Source organism: Streptomyces sp. NPDC046939, from assembly GCF_040644575.1.
GTDB lineage: Bacteria > Actinomycetota > Actinomycetes > Streptomycetales > Streptomycetaceae > Streptomyces.
This window is the reverse complement of the sequence record NZ_JBEYWV010000002.1, coordinates 139,908-161,203: the sequence shown is the minus strand read 5'-3', so window position 1 is coordinate 161,203 and position 21,296 is coordinate 139,908. Positions and strand designations below refer to the sequence as shown.

Genomic DNA, 21,296 nt, shown 5'->3' with positions numbered 1-21,296 from the left:
CGCCTCGCGAACCCCGGGGGTGGTCCGGGGACCACCGACGAACCGGGCCGAATTTTTGCCGGGCAGCGGAAAACCGTTTGCCTCCGGTCGCGGCGGGACGCGAACCTTTCACGGTTTGTTCCCCCCGCGGTTCTCACCGTCGCGGTTCTCCCTTCCGAGCTCTGGGACGTCATGCAGATCTCCGACCTTCCGTATCCCGACCCGGGCGTGCCCGACGCGCGCTCCGGCCCCCGGTTCCTGCTCTGGCTCGGCCGCAACCAACTCGGCGGCCAGCTCAAGTCCCTCGCCTGGGGGTTGCTCCACTTCACCTCCGTCGCCGGTCTGCCGTACGGCGTCGGCTACGCCGTCCAGGCCGTCGTCGACGGCTCCGGCGCCCGGCTCGCCGCGGCCGGCGCCCTGATCGTGCTCCTCGGCATCGCCGTCGCGTGCGGCGACACAATGCTGCACCGCACGGCGGTGACGAACTGGATCACCGCCGCCGCCCGCGTGCAGCAACTGCTCGCCCGCCGCACCGCCGCGCTCGGCTCCGCCCTGACCCGGCGGGTCGCCGCGGGCGAAGTGGTGGCCGTGTCCACCGGCGACGTCGAGAAGATCGGATGGTTCGTCGAGGCGCTCTCCCGCTTCGCCGCCGCCGCGGTCACCGTCGTCCTCGTCTGTGTCGGCCTCCTGGTCTACCAGCCCGCTCTCGGTGTCGTCGTCGCGCTCGGCATGCCGGTGCTCGCCCTCGCGGTGCTGCCGCTGCTGCCCCGCGCCACCCGGCGCGCGGACCACCAGCGCGAGAAGGCGGGCCGGGCCACCGAACTCGCCTCGGACACCGTCGCCGGGCTGCGCGTGCTGCGTGGCATCGGCGGTGAGGAACTCTTCCTCGACCGCTACCGCCGCGCCTCGCAGGAGGTCCGCGAGGCCGCCGTGCGCAGCGCCCGCATGTGGTCGCTGATCTCCTCGGTCCAGGTGCTCCTCCCGGGGCTGCTCCTCATCGTGATCGTCTGGTACGGCGTGCATCTCGCGCGCGAGGGCCGGATCAGCGTCGGTGAACTCGTCACCGTCTACAGCGCGGTGATGACGCTCAACTACCCGCTGCGCCACTTCGAGGAGATCGCCATGGCGTACTCCTTCTCCCGGCCCTCCGCCCAGCGCGCCGCCAGGGTGCTGTCCCTGGAACGCGTCGTCGAACCGTCGGGCGGGCTGCGTGACGCGGCCGCGCCCTCCGGGGACCTGTACGACCCCGCGACCGGTCTGCTCGCCCCCGCGGGACAGTTCACCGCGGTGGTGTGCGGCGACCCGGATCTGGCGGGGCGTCTCGCGGACCGGCTCGGCGGACACCCGACGTCCGCCGACGCCACCGGCTCCCCGAGCACCGGTGTGCCCTCCGCGCTGCTGGGCGGTGTGCCGCTCGACGAGGTACCGCTCGACGTGGCGCGTACGGCGGTCCTGGTCCAGGACAAGGACCCGGTCCTGCTCTCCGGGACGCTCGCCGAACTCCTCGACGTACCGTCCTCCGGAGCCGTCCGCCCCGGGGAGGCGCTGGACGCGGCCCAGTGCTCCGACGTCCTCGCCGCCCTCGCCCAGGCCTCCCTCGACGACGACCCGATGAACGCCCGCATCACCGAACGCGGCCGGTCCCTGTCCGGCGGCCAGCGCCAGCGTCTTGCCCTCGCGCGCTCGCTTGTCACCGACCCCGAGGCGCTGGTCCTCGACGAGCCGACGTCCGCCGTCGACTCGCACACCGAGGCCCGTATCGCCGAGGGCCTGCGCGCCTTGCGCCGCGGGCGCACCACCGTGGTCCTCAGTTCGTCACCGCTGCTCCTCGACCGCGCCGACCGCGTCGTGTTCGTGCACGAGGGCGAGGTGGCGGCGGTCGGCGAACACCGTGAACTGGTGCGCACCGAGCCGCGGTACCGCGCCGTGGTCACGCGCGAGACGGACGAGGAGACGGCCACCGCCCCCGCGCGTGCCGGTGCCCGCGACTGGACCGGCGCCGGACCGGGCGCCGCCCCAGGCACCGAATCCGCCATCGAGATCGACATCGAGGAGACGGCATGATCGGCGTAGCGCCCCCGGCCTACGACCCGGCGGCCCCCACCACCGCGACCACGCTGCCGGTCGGCGCCCCGGCCACGGTCCGCGCCTACGTCCGCGAGCTGTACCGGCGGCACCGCCGCGCCTTCCTGCTGCTGATCGGGGTGAACACGCTCGCCGTGGTCGCCTCGATGGCGGGCCCCTATCTGCTGGGCGGCGTGATCCAGGACGTGTCGGACGGGGCCGGTTCCGCCGCCCTGCGCGACCTCCATCTGGAGCGCACCATCGGCCTCTTCGCCCTGGCCCTCGTCGTCCAGGCCGTCTTCGTGCGGCAGGTGCGGCTGCGCGGGGCGATGCTCGGTGAGCAGATGCTGGCGGATCTGCGCGAGGACTTCCTCGTGCGGTCCGTCGGGCTGCCGCCGGGCGTCCTGGAGCGGGCGGGCACGGGCGACCTGCTGTCCCGGATCACCACCGACATCGACCGCCTCGCGAACGCGATGCGGGAGGCCGTGCCGCAGTTGTCCATCGGTGTCGTGTGGGCGGGGCTGCTCATCGGCGGGCTCGCGGTGACGGCGCCTCCGCTGGCCCCCGCGATCCTCGTCGCGGTGCCTGTCCTGGTGCTCGGCTGCCGCTGGTACTTCAAGCGGGCGCCCTCGGCCTACCGCTCGGAGGCCGCCGGGTACGCGGCCGTCGCCGCGGCGCTCGCGGAGACCGTGGACGCCGGGCGCACCATCGAGGCGCACCGGCTCGGCGCCCGCCGCGTCGAACTGTCCGAGCGCCGGGTGAAGGAGTGGACGGCGTGGGAGCGGTACACGCTCTATCTGCGCTCCGTCTTCTTCCCGGTGATCAACACCGTGCACGTCCTGGTCCTGCTCTCCGTCCTGCTCATCGGCGGCGTCTTCGTCCTCCAGGGCTGGATCGGGGTGGGCCAGCTCACGACCGGCGCCCTCATCGCGCAGATGCTGGTGGACCCGCTTGGTCTGATCCTGCGCTGGTACGACGAGCTCCAGGTCGCCCAGGTGTCCCTGGCCCGTCTCGTGGGCGTGCGGGACATCGAGCCGGACGCGGGCGACGCCTCGGTGCGGCCCGACGGCCGCGACGTACAGGCGGACGAGGTGCACTTCGGCTACCGGGAGGGCGTCGACGTGCTGCGTCAGGTCTCCCTCGACGTCGCCCCCGGCACCCGGCTCGCCCTGGTCGGCCCCTCCGGCGCGGGCAAGTCGACGCTCGGCCGCTTGCTCGCCGGGATCTACGCGCCCCGGCGCGGCCAGGTCACCCTCGGCGGCGCGGAGCTCTCGCGGATGCAGGCGGAGCGGGTGCGGGCCCATGTCGCCCTGGTCAACCAGGAGCACCACGTCTTCGTCGGCTCGCTCCGCGACAACTTGCGGCTGGCGAGGACCGGCGCCGAGGACGCCGAGCTGTGGGCGGCCCTGGGCGCGGTCGACGCCGACGGCTGGGCACGCGCCCTCGCCGACGGCCTGGACACGGAGGTCGGCTCCGGCGGGGCGGCGCTCACCCCGGCGCAGGCTCAGCAGATCGCGCTGGCCCGCCTCGTCCTGGCCGATCCGCACACGCTGGTCCTGGACGAGGCGACATCGCTGCTCGACCCGCGCGCGGCGCGGAACCTGGAGCGCTCGCTCGCCCGTGTCCTGGACGGCCGCACCGTCGTGGCCATCGCGCACCGCCTGCACACGGCCCACGACGCGGACGTCATCGCCGTGGTCGAGGACGGCCGGATCCGGGAGCTGGGCAGCCACGACGAGCTGGTCGCGGCGGACGGGGCGTACGCGGCGCTGTGGCGCTCCTGGCACGGATAGCCGCGCCCGGGAGCGAGGGGGTGCGGCCGGGCTCAGATGAAGTTGAGCGCGGCCGCGCACCCCACGCCGCCGAGCACCATGAAGGCGGGCATCAGCACCTTCAGCTCGACCCAGCTGCCCGCCCGGAACCGCATCGCCTTGGGCGGGCCGAGCGGGTACCAGCGCTTTCGGCCGATCGGTATGGGCCACAGGATCGGGCAGCCCGAGACGGTCAGCGCGTCCCCGATGTCGTGGATCAGCGCGCCGAGCACGATCGGCAGGCCCAGCCACAGGTACTCCTGGCCCGGCTCCTCGAACAGCCAGCCCGCCCCGTTGCCCGGCTGGTCCAGGATTCCGGCCAGGATCCAGGCGCTGGTCGCGGCGAGCAGCCACACCAGGACGTCGCTGCTGGAACCCCGGGCCGCTCGCCACAGCAGGCCCTCGATGGCGAGCACCATGTGGACGAACAGGATGCCGAGGACGGTCCAGCGTCCGCCGTAGATCGCGGCGGCGGACGTGCCCGCCCCGATGAGGACGGCCCACAGCCAGGTGTGCGTGAGGGTGCGGTGTCCACCGGAGCGGCGCGGGTCGCCCTGCTTGCGGGTCGCCTTGTAGACGGCGTACGACAGTTTGTCGACAATGCCGCAGACGGCCCGGGACACCGGTCCGAAGGCACGCGAGATGGTCGCCGACTTGTGGTCGAGGTCGGGGGCCAGGGCGGCACCGGCGCAGATCAGCGCCCCGACGAGCACGACCGGCCAGGGCATCGGATGTCCGCCGGCGGCCGCGGCCGCGCCCACCCCCAGCCAGGCCGCCGCTCCTGACAGCGAGTGTGCCGGTCCCATCATGGTGGTGTTCCGCCCCATTCTTCTGATGTCGACGCCCGGCCGCCCCCGTCGGGCCGCGCGCATGCTGACGCCGCGTCGGCCACTCAGCGTAGCGTTCATGATCTTCGTGCGGACATCCGATTCCCTGATCGGGACGGAAGCCAGGCAAGATGGTGACGTGACCCTTATCGATCAGCTTCCGCAGACCGCCGACCCGGACGCCCTCTACGACGCCTTCGAGTCGTGGGCCGAGGAGCGTGGTCTCACCCTCTATCCCCACCAGGAGGAGGCGCTGATCGAGGCGGTGTCGGGGGCGAACGTGATCGTCTCCACGCCCACCGGATCCGGCAAGAGCATGATCGCGGCCGGTGCGCACTTCGCCGCCCTCGCGCGCGACGAGGTCACCTTCTACACGGCGCCCATCAAGGCGCTGGTCTCCGAGAAGTTCTTCGAGCTGTGCAAGCTGTTCGGCACGGAGAACGTCGGCATGCTGACCGGCGACGCGTCCGTGAACGCGGACGCGCCCGTCATCTGCTGCACCGCCGAGGTCCTCGCCTCGATCGCGCTGCGGGACGGCGCGCAGGCCGACGTCGGCCAGGTCGTCATGGACGAGTTCCACTTCTACGCGGAAGGCGACCGCGGCTGGGCCTGGCAGATCCCGCTGCTTGAACTTCCGCAGGCACAGTTCATCCTGATGTCGGCGACGCTCGGCGACGTCTCGATGTTCGAGAAGGACCTCACGCGCCGCACCGGCCGTCCGACCTCCGTGGTGCGCTCGGCGACGCGCCCGGTCCCCCTCTCCTACGAGTACCGGCTGACCCCGCTCACCGAGACCCTGACCGAGCTGCTCGACACACGGCAGGCCCCGGTCTACATCGTGCACTTCACGCAGGCGCAGGCCGTCGAGCGGGCGCAGGCGCTGATGAGCATCAACATGTGCACACGCGAGGAGAAGGACAAGATCGCCGAGCTGATCGGCAACTTCCGCTTCACCACCAAGTTCGGCCGCAACCTCTCCCGGTACGTACGGCACGGGATCGGCGTCCACCACGCCGGCATGCTGCCCAAATACCGCCGTCTCGTCGAGAAGCTCGCCCAGGCCGGTCTGCTCAAGGTCATCTGCGGCACCGACACCCTCGGCGTCGGCGTCAACGTCCCCATCCGCACCGTGCTGTTCACCGCGCTCACCAAGTACGACGGCAACCGGGTGCGCACGCTGCGGGCCCGTGAGTTCCACCAGATCGCGGGCCGCGCCGGGCGGGCCGGCTTCGACACGGCCGGCTTCGTCGTGGCGCAGGCGCCCGAGCACGTCATCGAGAACGAGAAGGCGCTCGCGAAGGCCGGCGACGACCCGAAGAAGCGCCGCAAGGTAGTCCGCAAGAAGGCCCCCGAAGGGTTCGTGGGCTGGACGGAGAGCACCTTCGAGAAGCTGATCGCGTCCGAGCCGGAGCCGCTGACCTCCCGCTTCCGCGTCACGCACACCATGCTCCTGTCGGTCATCGCCCGGCCCGGCAACGCCTTCGAGGCCATGCGCAAGCTGCTCGAGGACAACCACGAGCCGCGCAAGGCGCAGCTGCGGCACATCCGCCGCGCCATCGCGATCTACCGTTCGCTGCTCGACGGCGGCATCGTCGAGAAGCTGGACAAGCCGGACCCGACCGGCCGCATCGTGCGGCTCACCGTCGACCTCCAGCAGGACTTCGCGCTGAACCAGCCGCTGTCCACGTTCGCCCTCGCCTCCTTCGACCTGCTCGACAAGGACTCGCCGTCGTACGCCCTCGACATGGTGTCCGTCGTGGAGTCCACGCTCGACGACCCGCGGCAGATCCTGCACGCCCAGCAGAACAAGGCGCGCGGCGAGGCCGTCGCCGCCATGAAGGCGGACGGCGTCGAGTACGAGGAGCGCATGGAGCGCCTCCAGGACGTCTCGTACCCGAAGCCCCTGGAGGAGCTGCTCTACCACGCCTACAACACGTACCGCCAGAGCCACCCGTGGGTCGGCGACCACCCGCTGTCGCCGAAGTCCGTCATCCGCGACATGTACGAGCGGGCGATGACCTTCACCGAGTTCGTCTCCTTCTACGAGCTCGCGCGCACCGAGGGTATCGTCCTGCGCTACCTGGCGAGCGCGTACAAGACGCTCGACCACACCGTGCCCGACGACCTCAAGTCCGAGGACCTGGAGGACCTGATCGCCTGGCTCGGCGAGATGGTGCGCCAGGTCGACTCCAGCCTCCTGGACGAATGGGAGCAGCTCGCCAACCCCGAGGTGATGACCGCCGAGGAGGCGCAGGAGAAGGCGGACCAGGTCAAACCGGTCACGGCGAACTCGCGCGCTTTCCGCGTGCTCGTCCGCAACGCCATGTTCCGCCGCGTCGAGCTCGCCGCCCTCGACGACGTGCAGGAGCTGGGCGAGATGGACGCCGAGTCGGGCTGGGACGCCGAAGCCTGGGGCGAGGCCATGGACAAGTACTGGGACGAGTACGACGACCTCGGCACCGGCCCGGACGCCCGCGGCCCCAAGCTGCTCAGGATCGAGGAGGACCCCGGGCACGGCCTGTGGAAGGTCCGGCAGACGTTCGCCGACCCCGAGGGCGACCACGACTGGGGCATCAGCGCCGAGGTCGACCTCGCCGCCTCCGACGCCGAGGGCCGCGCCGTCGTGCGGGTCACGGACGTCGGCCAGTTGTAGATCCCCGGCCGGGCGAACGCCAAGGTCCGCCCGCGCCCACGCGCCGGAACCCTCCGGCCGCGCACACGAGAGAGAACCATCCATGACGAACCCTGCGGAACGGCTTGTCGACCTGCTCGACCTGGAGCAGATCGAGGTCAACATCTTCCGCGGACGCAGCCCGGAGGAGTCCCTGCAGCGGGTCTTCGGCGGGCAGGTCGCGGGCCAGGCCCTGGTCGCGGCAGGCCGCACCACGGACGGCGACCGGCCGGTGCACTCCCTGCACGCGTACTTCCTGCGCCCGGGCCGCCCGGGCGTGCCCATCGTGTACCAGGTCGAGCGGGTCCGCGACGGTCGCTCCTTCACCACACGCCGGGTCACCGCCGTGCAGCAGGGCCGCACGATCTTCAACCTCACCGCCTCCTTCCACAAGCCCGAGGAAGGTGCCTTCGAGCACCAGTTGCCGCCGGCCCGGCACGTGCCGGACCCCGAGTCGCTGCCGACCGTCGCCGAGGAGATCACCGGCCATCTCGGCGCCCTGCCGGAGGCGTTGGAGCGCATGGCGCGCCGCCAGCCCTTCGACATCCGGTACGTCGACCGGCTGCGCTGGTCGCCCGAGGAGATCGAGGGCGCGGAGCCGCGCAGCGCCGTGTGGATGCGTGCCGTCGGCCCGCTGGGCGACGATCCGCTCGTGCACACCTGCGCGCTCACGTACGCCAGCGACATGACGCTGCTGGACGCGGTGCGGCTGCCGATCGAACCGCTGTGGGGCCCGCGCGGATTCGACATGGCCTCGCTCGACCACGCCATGTGGTTCCACCGTCCTTTCCGTGCCGATGAGTGGTTCCTCTACGACCAGGAGTCGCCGATCGCCGTCGGCGGCCGGGGTCTGGCCCGGGGTCGCATCTACGACGTCGAGGGGCGTCTGCTGGTCTCCGTGGTGCAGGAGGGTCTGTTCCGGAAGCTCCAGGGTTGACCGCTCCGGCGGGCGGCCCCGGTGACCCGCTCGCGCGGGGGCGCTGCGGGAGCAGTCCCCGAGGGCGGCCCGGGTCGCCTACCAGGCGGCCTGGGTTCACGACGCCCTGGGCCTTGAGGCCGAGGCCGACCCGCGCTTGTCCGGGGAGGATCGCCGGGGCGCCATGCTCGGGCTCGGCAGCACCTACCGCACGCTCGGCCGCTACGCGGAAGCCGTGGCCGCGCTGAGCCACTCCGTGGCCCCAGCTCGGGCCCCGCGCGTCAACCTCGTCTGCCGAGCAGTCGGCCCCACAGTCCAGGGGCCGGTTTCTCCGGCGCGGTCTGGGGGTCGGGCGTACTCTCCGCCCGGGGCCCGGACTCGGGCGTCGTCTCGGGTTCGGGCGTGGTGGGTCGCGGGGCGGGCCGCAGGCGTCGCGCCTCCGCCATGCTCAGGAGCAGGTTCGCCCGCAGCCAACTGATCTCGTCGGGGTTGTCGGCGGTCATGATGCGCTCGACGACCTGCGCCGTCGGTGACTCCGGCGTTCCGTACCAGGACTCCTCGGGCCGCAAGTGCCGCAAGTAGGCGCGCTCGTACGGGCTCTCGACGAGTTCGGTGAGCTGGGCCGCGTCGAGAAGCGTCGCCATCGCCGCCGCCCGCTCCCAGGGGTCACTGCTCTGCCCCAGGAGATACCCGGCGTGCCGCGCCCGCCACCTCCGCGGCCGCAGGTCCTCACCGGCCGACAGACGGGCCCGCACCTTGTCCGGTGCCCGGCCGGTCAGCAGCGGCGCGTGCAGCTCCGAGGCCGCGAACTCCCGCAACTCCTCGGCGAGATACAGCCACACCACCGTGCGGTAGCGGTTCAGGTAGAACTTGGCCGGGATGAGCAGGCCGGCGCGGGCGAGCCGGGTGAAGCGGGTCGGCGGGATCCCCATGAGGCGCGCGCCCTCCGCCGTCCCCACCACCTTCACCTGCGCCAGCAGCGCCTCGGGGAAGCCCTCGCTGTCGCGGATCCGCTCGATCTCCTCGCGCGGGACCCGGCGCCGCCCGCCGTCCGTCGCCGCGACCGTACGAATGCGGCCGAGGCGTACGGCGAGATCGAACTCGCTGCGTTTCAGCCCCAGTTCACGGGCGGCGCTGCCCTGGGGCCTGGTCATAATGGAGCCCTGCATGGTGGTTCTCCCCCGTCGGTCGATGACCTCGGTCACGCTGCGTGACCGCTCGGGAAAACCGTAGCCGGTTCCGCGGACCTCCGTCCGAGCCTGTGGATAACTTCGCCCGGGCGGTCGCGAGAAACGGCATCGCAGCAGGTCAGAGGTCCACCACGGAGGTCCGGCCGAGGTGTCGGGCATCGACGGCCAGATGTTCCCCGACCCGGTTCACGAGCAGCGTCATCTCGTAGGCGACCTGGCCGATGTCGGCCTCGGCCGAGCTCAGCACGCACAGACAGCTACCGTCACCGGCCGCGGTGACGAAGAGCACCGCGTCATCGAACTCGATCATCGTCTGGCGCACACCGCCGGCGTCGAAGTGACGGCCCGACCCTTTGGCGAGGCTGTGCAGTCCGGAGGAGACGGCGGCGAGGTGCTCGGCGTCCTCGCGCCGCAGGCCCGTGCTGGCTCCGGTCACGAGGCCGTCGTTGGACAGGACCAAGGCGTGCCGCACATGTTCGACGCGCTGCGTCAGATCGTCAAGCAGCCAACCGAGCCCCGTGTTCTGCCCCATGATCCCGTCTCCCCGCTTCCTCTGGCTCCCCTTGCCCCCGGAGGGGACCGCTCCCCTGCCCGGAGGATCTCTTTCGCCAGCCTTCCCCACGGTCGGCGTCCGGGCAAGGAGGATGGGCCCATGGCACACAAGATGACCGATGAGGAATGGCACGCTTTCGTCTCCGAGGGCACGCGCACCGCGAAGCTCTCCACCGTGCGGGCCGACGGCAGCCCGCACATCGCGCCCGTCTGGTTCGTCCTGGACGGCGACGACATCGTGTTCAACACGGGCAGGGACACGGTCAAGGGCCGCAACCTGGCGCGCGACGGCCGCGTGGCCCTCTGCGTCGACGACGAGCGGCCGCCGTTCTCGTTCGTGACGATCCAGGGCCGCGCCGAACTCAGCGAGGACCCGGCCGAACTGCTCGACTCCGCGACCCGGATCGGCGGCCGGTACATGGGCGAGGACCGTGCCGAGGAGTTCGGACGGCGCAACGCGGTGCCGGGTGAACTCGTCGTCCGGGTACGGGTGGAGAAGGTCGTCGCCATGGGCGACGTCGCCGACTGACCCACACCGGCTGGCCGCTGTTCCGTCCCTCCGCAGGCGCGCGGAGGGACGGTTCCGGTCTCCCTGGGTGGGATCAGTTCGCGGCCGAGGTTTGCCGGGTGCGCCCGGGCTCCGTAAGGAGGTGCTCACCGACCTTGCCGACCAGGCGCGCCATCTCGTAAGCGACGAGGCCGATGTCCGCGCTCACGTCGCTCAGGACGGCGAGGCAGGAACCGCCGCCGGTGGCGGCCAGGAAGAGGAAGCCGTCGTCCATCTCGATCATGGTCTGCCGTACGCCTCCCGTGCCGAAGCGGCGCCCCGTCCCCTTGGCGAGGTGGTTGAAGCCGGAGGCGACGGCGGCCAGGTGCTCGGCGTCCTCGCGGGCGAGTCCGGCGGACGCCCCGGCGGGCAGGCCGTCGACGGACAGGACGAGGGCGTGGCGCAGTCCGGGCACGCGCATGGCCAAGTCGTCCAGAAGCCTGTCGAGGCCGCTGGAGCGCCGGGTCGCCGGATCGGTCGTGGCCGGAGCTTTGCTCATCTCGGGTCTCCTTCGCTGCTGTCTCCGCCGGTCGGGCGTCCCCCGCCTCTGACCCAGCCGTCCCGGAACGACGAGATACGGGCGCGGGCCTCTTCGGGGGTGCGCGCGTCCGGCTCCTGGGCGCGCGGGGGTGTGGCGCGCGGGACGGTCTCCCGCAGTTGGGGTGCGAGGCTCGCCTGGCGAACGCGGCGCGGCAACGCGTTCTCGGGTGGGGACGCGGTAGGGGCGAGGCGGGCGTTCATGGGAGCTGCTTCCGCTCGGGCACGCGCGCGTAGCGGCGCAATTGTCGGACGACAGTGAGGGCCGCATCCCTCCGGGCGGTGGAGGTCGCGACCCGGCAAGCTAGTCACGGTGGGGGCGCACGACGGGAGCGCGTTTCGAAAACTGCTGCGATATGGCGGAGAGGCTCCACGAACGATCGCCTTCACGCCGCCTTCGAAGCATCTTCGAACCGGATTCGAATCGCATCCACAGCGCCTCATCCCGCCTCGCGGCAAGGTGAGGGCGAACGCCGACGCCAGCGCCGCACACCAGGACACCGCCCGCCCGTGGGCCGCGCCATCATGGGTCCATGAACGATGAACACGCGCGCGTGCAGGAGTTCTTCGCGGCCCGGGCCGCCGACTGGGACACCCGCTTCCCCGACGACGGACCGGCCTACGCCGCCGCCGTGGCCGCTCTGGGGCTGCGTCCGGGCGCCCGGGTCCTCGACGCGGGATGCGGCACCGGCCGCGCGCTGGCGCCGCTGCGGGCGGCCGTAGGGCCGTCCGGTGTCGTGCTCGGGGCCGATCTGACGTGGGCCATGCTGGAGGCCGCCACGCGGGCCGGCCGGGACCGCGAGGGGCGCCTGCTGCGCGCGGACGTGGCACGACTGCCGCTGCGCACGGCGGCCCTGGACGCGGTGTTCGGTGCCGGGCTCGTCTCGCACCTGCCGCGACCGGCGGACGATCTGCGGGAGTTGGCGCGCGTGGTGCGGCCGGGTGGACTGCTGGCGCTGTTCCATCCGATCGGGCGCAGGGCCCTGGCCGCACGACAGGGCCGGGAGATCACCGCGGAGGACCTGCGGGCGGAGCCCAACCTGCGCCCGCTGCTCGCCGGTTCCGGCTGGCGCATGACCTCGTACGTCGACGAGGACACCCGCTTCCTCGCGCTGGCGGTGCGCGCGGACTGACCCCCGTCGCCCCCTGTGGCCGAGCTCACCTGGTTGCGCGACAGGGTCAAAGACCTGCACGCGGCACGTGGCTGACCGGCTCCGCGGCGGCCCTCTTCTGCCACCATGGAGACGACTCCACGACGAGTGAGGGCAGTTGGCGGGCCGACGCCCCCACGGGGGCATCGGCCGGGGACGGTGACGCACATGCTCGACAAGGTCCGGAAGTCCTGGAGCACCTTGCGCAGGAAAATCGCTCACCAGGAGGAGCGCCTGCGCGCCGACAGACGGTCCGCGCCCGCCAAGGGACAGCGTCGGCCGCACAACCTGTTCGAGGCGGCTGCCGACTATGTGGCGGCCTGCGCCGAGGACGACCAGGAGCGGATCGACGAGGCCGAGGGCTGGGTGGAACCGAGCGCGCTCGTCTTCGGCGTCAACGAGCTGGCGCGCCGGGCCCTGATCGTCCTCGCGCGCGAGCGGGACGAGTCCCCGCGCGTCGTGGCACGCAACCTCCTCGGCCTGCCCGCGGCCTGACCTGGCGGCGCGCACCGACCGACGTGGGAACGTGCACGGACTTGTTCGGATCCGGCACGGGAACCACACGAAGCGCACACCCGGCCTCGACATGTCCCCGACAGCGCTACGGTCGAGGGGCTGCCGCGCGCTTTTCCTGGTCACCGCCCCTGTACGGCGTCGACCACGACTGACTAAGGTCACGCCGACGAACCGAAGCTCGAGGGAGGCAGGCATGGCGGTGACGGACGACGCTGTCGCCACCGAGGACGACGCGCTGTACGTGCTGACGGCGCTGTTGCTCACTCCGGCGACATTCCCGAGCGTGCTGGGCGACGACTACCCCGAGGCGTGCGCCGCCCTGGGGCTCGCGCCGCTCGCCGACGGCTACGGCCTCGTCCTCGGCCAGGACGGGCAGGGCGCACGCTGGACGGTCGTCGTCGACGACGTGTCCCTCGTCGCCGTCGCCATCGCCTCCTGGGACTGCGGCATGGAGTACGACCTGTCCCCCGACGAGAGGAGCATGGTCGCCGCGTTGCCCGGCTGGCCGCTCGCGCTCGCCGTGGCCGCGCCGAACGTCCCGGCGCCCCATGACCCGGAACCCGGTCCGGAGGACGCCGCCACGCCGCCTCTCAGCCCGCCGGACACGCGGACGTGGGGCCCGGCGCAGCGGCGGATGGGAGCGGACGAGATAGCCCTCCAGTGGGCCTCCTGGCGGTCACAGCTGGACGACGACGCGTTCGCGACGGACACGGACGCGGAGAAGGCGGCTGAGGACGCCGAGAAACCTGCCGCGGATACCGAGAAGTCTGCCGGGGGCGCCGAGAAGCCGGGCCCGGACGCCGGTGAGCCGGCGGACGACACGGGAACCTCACCCTCCCCGTCCGGCACTTCGCACCCGGGCGTCCAGCGCGCCCTCGCCGAGGCACACGCCTACGTGGAGACTCCCCCGCCACTGGGACGCGTGCGGTCCGCGTTCGCGTCGGGCGGCGCCCGTACGCTACGCGCCGACGGCCCGGGCTGGTCGATGGTGGCGCGCACGGACGACATCGCCTTCGTCCTGCTCGACGACGAGCCGGGCGAGGTGCTGCCGGTCGGGCGCGGACCCGAGCTGCCCGGTCTCCTGGAGGCGCTCGACAAGATGGCCGTCCGCCCCGCCTGAGCCACCGGCCCACACAGGGCGCGTACGCCGCATGTGTTCCGCACCCATGGATGAGCACGGGCTCCCCCTCGACGATGAGGCCTCTTCCCGCCGCTTCGAGGAGGCCCACTCATGCGCACGCCCGGAACCGTTCCCTTGTTGGCCGCAGCACTGTTGGCCCTGGCCGCCTCCGGACCGCAGGCCGCAAGCGCGGCCCCCGGGCACGACGGCCACTGCGCCCGCTCGGCCCACGCGCGCGTGCCGGGCGCGCAGAAGCAGCAGTGGGCCTGCCTGGAGGACCTGACGACCGCCGGGCTCGCGGGCACCCCGTACACCGACATGGCCGACCAGGCGGGGCTGACCGCTCCGGGGACGCGCACCCCGTCCGGCGTGCCGGGGACGCAGATCGACGGGTACTTCGGGGACGGCTCCCGCACGAACACGACGCACGGCTGGAACCATGACGCCCAGTTCGTGATCCGGCTGCCCGACCGCTGGAACGGCGGCCTGGTGGTCACCGCCTCTCCGGGCAACCGCAAGCAGTACGCGACCGACACGGCGATCTCCGACCGCGTCCTCGCCCAGGGTTACGCGTACGCGGCGACCGACAAGGGCAACACCGGGCCGGACTTCTACCGGGACGGCGTCCGCCCCGGCGACGCGGTCGCGGAGTGGAACGACCGCACCACGCAGCTCACCCGGGCCGCGAAGAGGGTCGTGGCCCAGCGCTACGGCTCAGCGCCGCGGCGCACGTACATGACCGGCATCTCCAACGCGGGCTATCTGACGCGCTGGCAGCTCGAGAACCACCCGGAGCTCTACGACGGAGGCGTCGACTGGGAGGGCGTCCTGTGGACGGCGGACGGGCCGAACCTGCTGACGTCCCTGCCGACGGCCGTGGCGTTCGGCCAGGGCACCGCCGACGCGGACGCCATGTACGCGGCCGGTTTCGCCCGCGGTTCGGAGTTCCTGTGGCCCTACCACCAGAAGGCGTACTGGGGGCTCACGCAGAAGGCGTACCGCGCGGAGTTCGACCCCGGCTACGATCCCGCCTGCCCCGGCACGTCCGCCGGTTCGACGACGGAGGAGATCCTCGCCCCGTGCGCGTCCGACGCCTCGTACGCCTATGCGGCGCGCCCCCGGTCGGTGCGCAAGGCGGTCGCGCGCGTGGCGCTGACCGGGCGGATCGGGAAGCCGCTGATCACCCTGCAAGGCCACCTGGACACCCTGCTGCCGATCGCGACGGACGCCGACGTGTACCGGCGCATGGTCGACGCGCGGGGGCGCGGCCGGCTGCATCGCACGTACACGATCCAGGGCGGCACGCACACCGACGGTCTGTACGCCGCCCATCCGGACCGGCTGCGGCCGATCCTGCCGTGCTACCGGGACGCCTTCGACGCCCTCGTCCGGTGGACGCGGGACGGCACGGAGCCGCCCGCGAACCGGACCGTCGGACGGCCCGCGGACGGTGACGTCGTCGACACGTGCTCGGTGCGCGGGTCCTAGCGGCCGATCTCCTTGCGCGTGACGCGGCGGAGCCTGCGCCGCTGCGAGGGGTCGAGCATCAGGTACGCCGCGGTGGGCACGCCGAGCACGATGAGCAGGGCCGCCCACCACGGCAGCCAGATCAGCAGGATGATCCCGGCCGCCACGCCTCCCGCGGCGATCTTCGCGTTCCTCGACATGTGTGTGGCCTCCTTCGGAGCGGCTCGCCCTCGGACGAGTGGGGCGAGTTCGCCTCTGCTGTGAGAAACGGGTCCACGACGTCCGTGGTTCCGGCGCCCGACCCTGATCCCGCGCCCCTGGGACGCCAGCGGGACATGGGTTCAGATGTCCGCCCGCAGCGGCTCCCCCACTTCATACATGTGGCGCAGCGCCTGGCGATAGGAGTCGACCAGACCGGTCTCGGTGAACGGGATGCCGAGGGTCGCGCAGTGCGCCTTCACCATGGGCTGGGCGAGGCGCAGGTGGGGCCGCGGCATGCTCGGGAACAGGTGGTGCTCCACCTGGTAGTTGAGGCCGCCGAGGAACCAGTCGGTCAGTGCGCCGCCCTTGATGTTGCGCGAGGTGAGGACCTGGCGCCGCAGGTGGCCCCACTTGTCGCCGTCCGGGTCGGGCATCTCCATGCCCTTGTGGTTGGGCGCGAAGGCCATCCCCAGGTGCAGCCCGAACAGGGCTTGGTGCAGGGCGGCGAAGGCGAGGGCGTGGCCGAGCGGCATGGTGGTCAGCAGCAGGGTCACGTAGCCGACGACATGGGCGACGAGGAGCGACCCCTCGACCAGGCGCTCACGCCCGCTCTGCCGCCGCAGGTCCTGGAAGCCCGACACCTTCAGCGCGAGCCCTTCGAGCAGGGTGAGCGGGAAGAACAGCCACGCTTGGTGGCGGGTGAGCCAACCGCGGAAGCCCACGCGCGTGGCGGCCTGTTCGCTGGTGAAGACGAGGACGTCGGCGGCGACGTCGGGGTCCTTGTCGATGTGGTTGGGGTTGGCGTGGTGCTTGTTGTGCTTGTCGTTCCACCACGCGTAGCTCATGCCGAGCAGCAGGTTGCCGTGGACGAGGCCGATGACGCGGCTCACGGACCGGTCGGCCGTGATCTGGGCGTGCCCCGCGTCATGGCCGATGAACGCCGTGCGCGCGCCCAGGACCGCCAGGGCGGGCGCCAGGGCGAGGACCCACCAGGAGGCGCCGATGAGCGCCATGCCGGTGACGACGGCGGCCAGGGAGAGGGCGTTGACCACGATGGTGCGTAGGTACCAGCCGGTGCGCCGGTCGAGCAGTCCCTGTCCCTTGATGTCGCGCAGCAGGGGTGTGAACTCGCTGCCCCCTTCGGGCCGGTGCTGCCGCGCGCCGGCTTCTGTGGCGCCTTCCGGCGGGGGGACGACGGCCAGGGCCATGGCGGTACTCCGGTCTGTGGGAGGGAGGCGGAAGCGGCGGGCCGCGACACCGGCCCGACCTGGAAAAACCTACGGAGCGCGGACCGTGGTCGGCCATGGCGCCATCACCCGGCCACGGGAGGGGGCCAGCCCGCTCAGGGGGTGGGGTCAGCCCCACCCTTAAGGGTCAGGCGTCCTGGCGGGTGACCCAGATCACTCCCGGAATAGGCCCGTCCGCCTTGACCGCCGTGTACCCTCGCGTCTTCCAGGGCGAGTAGTCAAACTTGATGAATACGAGGAAGTCGCCATCTCCGCACATACGCACCCCGCACCCACCCTTGCCGAGACCGCCGAACTCGTCCGCTGCCGCGCCGTCTTCACGCCGGGCGACCCGGCGCGCACCTCGGTCGTCGCCTTCTGGCGGCCGGACGGCGACGCACCGCCCGTGCCGGACGCGGGCAGCCGCGTGGAGCTTCCGCTGGCCCTGCCCGGGGACGACGGGGTCGAGCTGGTGACCGTCGGCGCGGTCGCGCTGCCCGTACGGTCGGCGCTTCCGGTCCTCACGCGCGCGCGTACGGGCGCGCAGGCGGACCCGACTACGGCGTTCTGGGGAGCGGCCGCCCTGCTCGCGCTCCAACTCGCCGCGCGCGGGCTCCTCCTGCCGGGGCTGAGCGGCGACGACCACGACGCGTGGCGGGCCGGACCGCTGCGCCCGGCGGACCTGGAGAAGCTGCGGGAGCTGGCGGCGGCGATGCCGGCCGAGGCGCACGCGGTCCCCCTGGACGAGCATGAGCCGCTTCGGCTGCACGCCCCCGAGCGGGTGCTGCGCGCCTTCCTCGACGCCGTGGCCGACACCTTGCCGCGCTCCCCCGCCGCCACGCTCGCGGCGGGTTCCCCCGCGTTCGCGGCACGGGCCCCGCGACGCGCTCCCGAACTGCGCGCCTGGGCGGCCGACGTGGCGGCCGGGCACGACGCCGGGGTACGGATCTCGCTGCGCGTCGAGGTGCCCGGACTCGCGCAGGTCACGGACGACGAGACCCGGCTGCCGTTCCGCGCCGTGCTGCAGATGCACAGTGTCGGCGACCCCACTCTGGTCGCGGACGCGGCCCAGGTGTGGGCGGGTTCCGGCACGGCGGGCAAGGCGTTCGGGGCGCGGGCCCGGATGGACGCGCTCCTGGCGCTGCGGCGCGCCGCGCGCGCGTGGGCGCCGCTCGCACCGCTCCTCTCCGCGTCCGTCCCGGACGCGGTGGAGCTGGCCGACGACGAGGTGACCGAGTTGCTCGGGGAGGGTGCGCGCGCCTTGTCGGCGGCCGGTGTCGAGGTGCACTGGCCGCGGGAGATGGCGCGCAAGCTGACGGCCCGCGCGGTGATCGGGCCGCCTCAGGGCGACGGACCGGACGCGCTGTCCTCGGACGGCCCGTCGTTCCTGTCGGCGGACGCGCTGCTGGCGTTCGACTGGCGGTTCGCCCTCGGTGACCAGGAGTTGAGCCGCGAGGAGCTGGACCGGCTGGCCGAGTCGAACCGGCCCGTCGTGCGGCTGCGCGACCAGTGGGTGCTCGTCGACCCCGGGGAGGCGCGTCGCGCCCGTGCGCACGAGGACCGCAAGGTGACGCCGGTCGACGCGCTCAGCGCCGTTCTGACGGGCTCCACGGAGATCGACGGCCGCCGGGTCGAGGTGCGGCCCACCGGCTGGCTGGCGACGCTCAGGGACCGCCTCGCGGACCCGGAGAACTCCGACGGCACGGACATGGTCGGCCAGCCGGCCGCGCTCGCCGCAGACCTGCGCGACTACCAGCTCCGCGGCCTGGACTGGCTCGCCCGCATGACCTCCCTCGGCCTCGGCGCCTGCCTCGCCGACGACATGGGGCTCGGCAAGACCATCACCCTGATCGCCCTGCACCTGCACCGGCAGACCGCGCCGGAGACGGCGGGCCCGACCCTGGTGATCTGCCCGACGTCCCTCATGGGCAACTGGCAGCGCGAGATCGAGAAGTTCGCGCCCGGCACCCCTGTGCGCCGCTTCCACGGCGGCCGCCGGTCACTGGAGGACCTCGCCGAGGGCGAGTTCGTGCTCACCACGTACGGCACCATGCGCCTGGACGCCGCCCACCTGGCCGCCCAGAGCTGGGGCATGGTCGTCACGGACGAGGCGCAGCACGTGAAGAACCCGCACTCGGCCACCGCCAAGGAGCTGCGGACCATCGGCGCCCGCGCGCGCGTGGCGCTCACCGGCACCCCGGTCGAGAACAACCTCAGCGAGCTGTGGGCGATCCTCGACTGGACCACGCCGGGGCTCCTGGGCCGCCTCGGCACCTTCCGCACCCGCTACGCGAAGGCCGTCGAGGGCGGCAAGGACCCGGCCGCCGCCGAGCGCCTGGCGAAGCTCGTACGCCCCTTCCTGCTGCGGCGCCGCAAATCGGACCCGGGGATCGCGCCCGAGCTGCCGCCGAAGACCGAGACCGACCGGGCGGTGTCCCTCACCAAGGAGCAGGCCGGGCTCTACGAGGCCGTGGTGCGCGAGACGCTCGCGGAGATCGCCGGGGCGCAGGGCTTCGAACGGCGCGGCCTCGTCGTCAAACTGCTCACCGCCCTCAAGCAGATCTGCAACCACCCGGCGCAGTACCTGAAGGAGGACAAGCCGCGCATCCCCGGCCGCTCCGGAAAGCTGGAGCTGCTCGACGAACTCCTGGACACCATCCTGGCCGAGGACGCGAGCGTCCTCGTCTTCACCCAGTACGTGCGGATGGCGCGCCTTGTGGAGCGCCACTTGGCGCAGCGGGGCATCGCCACGCAGTTCCTGCACGGCGGCACACCGGTGGCCACGCGGGAGGCCATGGTGCGGCGCTTCCAGGACGGCGAGGTGCCGGTCTTCCTGCTGTCCTTGAAGGCCGCGGGCACCGGGCTCAACCTCACGCGCGCGGAGCACGTCGTGCACTACGACCGCTGGTGGAACCCGGCGGTGGAGGCGCAGGCCACCGACCGCGCCTACCGCATCGGGCAGACCCGCCCCGTCCAGGTGCACCGGCTGATCACCGAGGGCACCGTCGAGGACCGCATCGCCGACATGCTGGCGCGCAAGAGGGAGTTGGCGGACGCCGTGCTGGGGGCCGGCGAGTCGGCGCTGACGGAGCTGACCGACGCCGAGCTGGCCGAACTTGTCGAACTGCGAGGGGGCGCCCGATGAACGACATCCACGACGAGCACGACGCGTACGCCGCGGAGAGCGACCCGGACGAGGAGCGCACGTTCGCCGCGCTGCCCGCGACGGGCGGACGGGCCTTCGCCCAGACATGGTGGGGTCAGGCCTGGCTGAAGGCCCTGGAGGACACGGCGCTCGACCTCAAGCAGCTCAAGGCGGGCCGCATGCTGGCGCGCGCGGGCGCGGTCGGCGCCGTGTCGGTGCGTCCCGGGCGGATCACCGCGGTCGTCGAGGACCGTCGCGGCGCCCTGCACCGGTCGGACGTGCTGTTGCAGCGGCTCGGCGAGGACGACTGGGACCGCTTCCTCGGGATGGCCGTCGAGCGCGCCGGACACATCGCGGCCCTCCTGGACCGGGACATGCCACCGCACCTGGTGGAGGACGCTGCCGCTGCCGGTGTCGAACTCCTGCCCGGCATCGGGGACCTGGAGCCGCGCTGCGACTGCGACGCCTGGGACCACTGCGCGCACACGGCCGCGCTCAGCTACCAGCTCGCTCGCCTGCTCGACCAGGATCCGTTCGTGCTGCTCCTGCTGCGGGGGCGCGGCGAGCGTGCGCTGCTCGACGAGATCCAGGTGCGCAGTGCCGCGCGCGCCGAACCGGAGGCCGCGCCGCCGCCCGAGGCGGAGGGGGTGGACGCGGCGGAGGCGTACGCGTCCGCCTTCGTGCTGCCGCCGCTGCCCGGGCCGCCCGCGCTGCCGCCCGAGCCGGGGAGTCCGCCGTCCCTGGACACCGAGACGGCTCCCCCCGAGGGCACCGATGTCGCCGCGCTCGCTTTCCTGGGCGCGCAGGCCGCGGTGGAGGCGCACCGCATGCTCGCGGACGCGCTCGCCCCCGGGCACGAACAGCGCGCGCCCTGGCCGGAGCCGACCGTGTCGCAGGACGCCGTACGGCTGGCCGCCGCGCGGCCCGGTCCGGACATCGCTGAGCGCCTTGCCGAGGGGACGGGCCGGGACCGCGAGGGGTTGGCGCTCGCGGTGCGCGCTTGGGAGCACGGGGGCGCCGCCTCGCTCGCCGCCCTGGAGGAGGAGTGGACCCCGGACGCGGAGACCGCGGCACGCGCGCGTGCCACGCTCGCGGCGGCCTGGGAAGCGGACGAGCGGCCCGCCCTCAAGGCCGCCCGCGCCCGCTGGACCGTCTCCGGCGCGCCCGCCCAACTGCGCCTGGGCCGCGACGGACGCTGGTGGCCCTACCGCAAGGAGCGGGGGCGCTGGGCCCCGGCGGGCCCGGCCGCGTCCGACCCCGCGTCGGCGCTCGCCATGGCGCTGGAGGCGGGCGAGGAGTAGCGCGCGGGGGTATGCGGGCCCGGCCCGACCGGGCCCGCGCCGTGCCCCCCCTGCGCCTCCGTCGCCGTATCGATC

17 protein-coding genes are annotated in these 21,296 nt (G+C 72.9%); 11 read left to right on the top strand and 6 right to left on the bottom strand.

The window, feature by feature from the left end; all coding sequences use genetic code 11:
* Positions 1–171 precede the first annotated feature (171 nt).
* On the top strand, positions 172–2,043 hold the full coding sequence (locus tag ABZ877_RS03030; RefSeq protein ID WP_361063334.1) for an ABC transporter ATP-binding protein: 1,872 nt from the start codon (positions 172–174) through the stop codon (positions 2,041–2,043).
* Positions 2,040–3,836, top strand: coding sequence for an ABC transporter ATP-binding protein (locus tag ABZ877_RS03025; protein ID WP_361063331.1), 1,797 nt, complete (start codon positions 2,040–2,042; stop codon positions 3,834–3,836). Before ABZ877_RS03030 ends, ABZ877_RS03025 begins: the two co-directional genes overlap by 4 nt.
* Before the next feature lie 32 nt (positions 3,837–3,868).
* Here ABZ877_RS03025 and ABZ877_RS03020 read toward each other — a convergent pair whose 3' ends face one another.
* The gene (locus ABZ877_RS03020) at positions 3,869–4,663 is read right to left on the bottom strand and encodes a metal-dependent hydrolase (protein WP_361063328.1); all 795 of its coding nucleotides are present in this window, start codon (positions 4,661–4,663) and stop codon (positions 3,869–3,871) included.
* 97 nt (positions 4,664–4,760) lie between these two features.
* On the opposite strand from ABZ877_RS03020, the gene ABZ877_RS03015 reads away from it, so the two are divergent.
* Both ABZ877_RS03015 and ABZ877_RS03010 read left to right on the top strand, forming a co-directional pair.
* Positions 4,761–7,334, top strand: a complete 2,574-nt coding sequence (locus ABZ877_RS03015) for a DUF3516 domain-containing protein (protein ID WP_361063326.1) — start codon at positions 4,761–4,763, stop codon at positions 7,332–7,334.
* 82 nt (positions 7,335–7,416) lie between these two features.
* Positions 7,417–8,289, top strand: coding sequence for an acyl-CoA thioesterase II (locus ABZ877_RS03010; protein ID WP_361063324.1), 873 nt, complete (start codon positions 7,417–7,419; stop codon positions 8,287–8,289).
* Positions 8,290–8,549: 260 nt separating this feature from the next.
* Here the strand turns inward: ABZ877_RS03010 and ABZ877_RS03005 are convergent, their stop codons facing one another.
* Positions 8,550–9,437, bottom strand: coding sequence for a DUF6397 family protein (locus tag ABZ877_RS03005; protein WP_361063321.1), 888 nt, complete (start codon positions 9,435–9,437; stop codon positions 8,550–8,552).
* 139 nt (positions 9,438–9,576) lie between these two features.
* Entirely contained in the window at positions 9,577–9,990 is a 414-nt protein-coding gene (locus tag ABZ877_RS03000) for a roadblock/LC7 domain-containing protein (RefSeq protein WP_361063318.1), read from the bottom strand.
* A gap of 120 nt (positions 9,991–10,110) precedes the next feature.
* Here ABZ877_RS03000 and ABZ877_RS02995 point away from each other — a divergent pair, with 120 nt between their 5' ends.
* On the top strand, positions 10,111–10,539 hold the full coding sequence (locus tag ABZ877_RS02995) for a PPOX class F420-dependent oxidoreductase (RefSeq protein WP_361063315.1): 429 nt from the start codon (positions 10,111–10,113) through the stop codon (positions 10,537–10,539).
* Between the two features lie 73 nt (positions 10,540–10,612).
* On the opposite strand, the gene ABZ877_RS02990 is transcribed toward ABZ877_RS02995, so the two are convergent.
* Positions 10,613–11,056 (bottom strand): roadblock/LC7 domain-containing protein, encoded by a 444-nt coding sequence (locus ABZ877_RS02990; RefSeq protein ID WP_361063312.1) that lies wholly within the window; start codon positions 11,054–11,056, stop codon positions 10,613–10,615.
* A gap of 571 nt (positions 11,057–11,627) precedes the next feature.
* On the opposite strand from ABZ877_RS02990, the gene ABZ877_RS02985 reads away from it, so the two are divergent.
* The 4 genes from ABZ877_RS02985 to ABZ877_RS02970 all read left to right on the top strand — a co-directional run bounded on the left by ABZ877_RS02985 (position 11,628) and on the right by ABZ877_RS02970 (position 15,369).
* On the top strand, positions 11,628–12,227 hold the full coding sequence (locus tag ABZ877_RS02985) for a methyltransferase domain-containing protein (RefSeq protein ID WP_361063309.1): 600 nt from the start codon (positions 11,628–11,630) through the stop codon (positions 12,225–12,227).
* A 186-nt stretch (positions 12,228–12,413) separates the two neighbouring features.
* Entirely contained in the window at positions 12,414–12,740 is a 327-nt protein-coding gene (locus ABZ877_RS02980; protein WP_361063306.1) for a hypothetical protein, read from the top strand.
* Positions 12,741–12,954: 214 nt separating this feature from the next.
* A complete protein-coding gene (locus tag ABZ877_RS02975) occupies positions 12,955–13,881 on the top strand; it encodes a hypothetical protein (RefSeq protein WP_361063303.1) in 927 nt (308 codons plus the stop codon).
* A 111-nt stretch (positions 13,882–13,992) separates the two neighbouring features.
* Positions 13,993–15,369 (top strand): tannase/feruloyl esterase family alpha/beta hydrolase, encoded by a 1,377-nt coding sequence (locus ABZ877_RS02970; protein WP_361063300.1) that lies wholly within the window; start codon positions 13,993–13,995, stop codon positions 15,367–15,369.
* Here the strand turns inward: ABZ877_RS02970 and ABZ877_RS02965 are convergent.
* Both ABZ877_RS02965 and ABZ877_RS02960 read right to left on the bottom strand, forming a co-directional pair.
* Positions 15,366–15,548, bottom strand: a complete 183-nt coding sequence (locus ABZ877_RS02965; protein WP_361063297.1) for a hypothetical protein — start codon at positions 15,546–15,548, stop codon at positions 15,366–15,368. The genes ABZ877_RS02970 and ABZ877_RS02965 overlap by 4 nt on opposite strands.
* Positions 15,549–15,689: 141 nt before the next feature.
* Positions 15,690–16,757 carry an acyl-CoA desaturase gene (locus ABZ877_RS02960; protein WP_361063294.1) on the bottom strand — a complete coding sequence of 356 codons (1,068 nt, stop codon included), beginning with the start codon at positions 16,755–16,757 and terminating at the stop codon, positions 15,690–15,692.
* A gap of 286 nt (positions 16,758–17,043) precedes the next feature.
* On the opposite strand from ABZ877_RS02960, the gene ABZ877_RS02955 reads away from it, so the two are divergent.
* The gene (locus ABZ877_RS02955; protein ID WP_361063869.1) at positions 17,044–19,920 is read left to right on the top strand and encodes a DEAD/DEAH box helicase; all 2,877 of its coding nucleotides are present in this window, start codon (positions 17,044–17,046) and stop codon (positions 19,918–19,920) included.
* Positions 19,917–21,221 carry an SWF or SNF family helicase gene (locus ABZ877_RS02950; protein WP_361063291.1) on the top strand — a complete coding sequence of 435 codons (1,305 nt, stop codon included), beginning with the start codon at positions 19,917–19,919 and terminating at the stop codon, positions 21,219–21,221. The genes ABZ877_RS02955 and ABZ877_RS02950 overlap by 4 nt, the downstream gene beginning before the upstream one ends.
* Positions 21,222–21,296 lie beyond the last annotated feature (75 nt).

Excerpts from the sequence above, each read along its gene's own strand:
- ABZ877_RS03030 (WP_361063334.1), top strand. The coding sequence starts at position 172 with ATGCAGATCTCCGACCTTCCGTATCCCGACCCGGGCGTGCCCGACGCG.
- ABZ877_RS03025 (WP_361063331.1), top strand. The coding sequence starts at position 2,040 with ATGATCGGCGTAGCGCCCCCGGCCTACGACCCGGCGGCCCCCACCACC.
- ABZ877_RS03020 (WP_361063328.1), bottom strand. The coding sequence starts at position 4,663 with ATGATGGGACCGGCACACTCGCTGTCAGGAGCGGCGGCCTGGCTGGGG.
- ABZ877_RS03015 (WP_361063326.1), top strand. The coding sequence starts at position 4,761 with ATGATCTTCGTGCGGACATCCGATTCCCTGATCGGGACGGAAGCCAGG.
- ABZ877_RS03010 (WP_361063324.1), top strand. The coding sequence starts at position 7,417 with ATGACGAACCCTGCGGAACGGCTTGTCGACCTGCTCGACCTGGAGCAG.
- ABZ877_RS03005 (WP_361063321.1), bottom strand. The coding sequence starts at position 9,437 with ATGCAGGGCTCCATTATGACCAGGCCCCAGGGCAGCGCCGCCCGTGAA.
- ABZ877_RS03000 (WP_361063318.1), bottom strand. The coding sequence starts at position 9,990 with ATGGGGCAGAACACGGGGCTCGGTTGGCTGCTTGACGATCTGACGCAG.
- ABZ877_RS02995 (WP_361063315.1), top strand. The coding sequence starts at position 10,111 with ATGGCACACAAGATGACCGATGAGGAATGGCACGCTTTCGTCTCCGAG.
- ABZ877_RS02990 (WP_361063312.1), bottom strand. The coding sequence starts at position 11,056 with ATGAGCAAAGCTCCGGCCACGACCGATCCGGCGACCCGGCGCTCCAGC.
- ABZ877_RS02985 (WP_361063309.1), top strand. The coding sequence starts at position 11,628 with ATGAACGATGAACACGCGCGCGTGCAGGAGTTCTTCGCGGCCCGGGCC.
- ABZ877_RS02980 (WP_361063306.1), top strand. The coding sequence starts at position 12,414 with ATGCTCGACAAGGTCCGGAAGTCCTGGAGCACCTTGCGCAGGAAAATC.
- ABZ877_RS02975 (WP_361063303.1), top strand. The coding sequence starts at position 12,955 with ATGGCGGTGACGGACGACGCTGTCGCCACCGAGGACGACGCGCTGTAC.
- ABZ877_RS02970 (WP_361063300.1), top strand. The coding sequence starts at position 13,993 with ATGCGCACGCCCGGAACCGTTCCCTTGTTGGCCGCAGCACTGTTGGCC.
- ABZ877_RS02965 (WP_361063297.1), bottom strand. The coding sequence starts at position 15,548 with ATGTCGAGGAACGCGAAGATCGCCGCGGGAGGCGTGGCGGCCGGGATC.
- ABZ877_RS02960 (WP_361063294.1), bottom strand. The coding sequence starts at position 16,757 with ATGGCCCTGGCCGTCGTCCCCCCGCCGGAAGGCGCCACAGAAGCCGGC.
- ABZ877_RS02950 (WP_361063291.1), top strand. The coding sequence starts at position 19,917 with ATGAACGACATCCACGACGAGCACGACGCGTACGCCGCGGAGAGCGAC.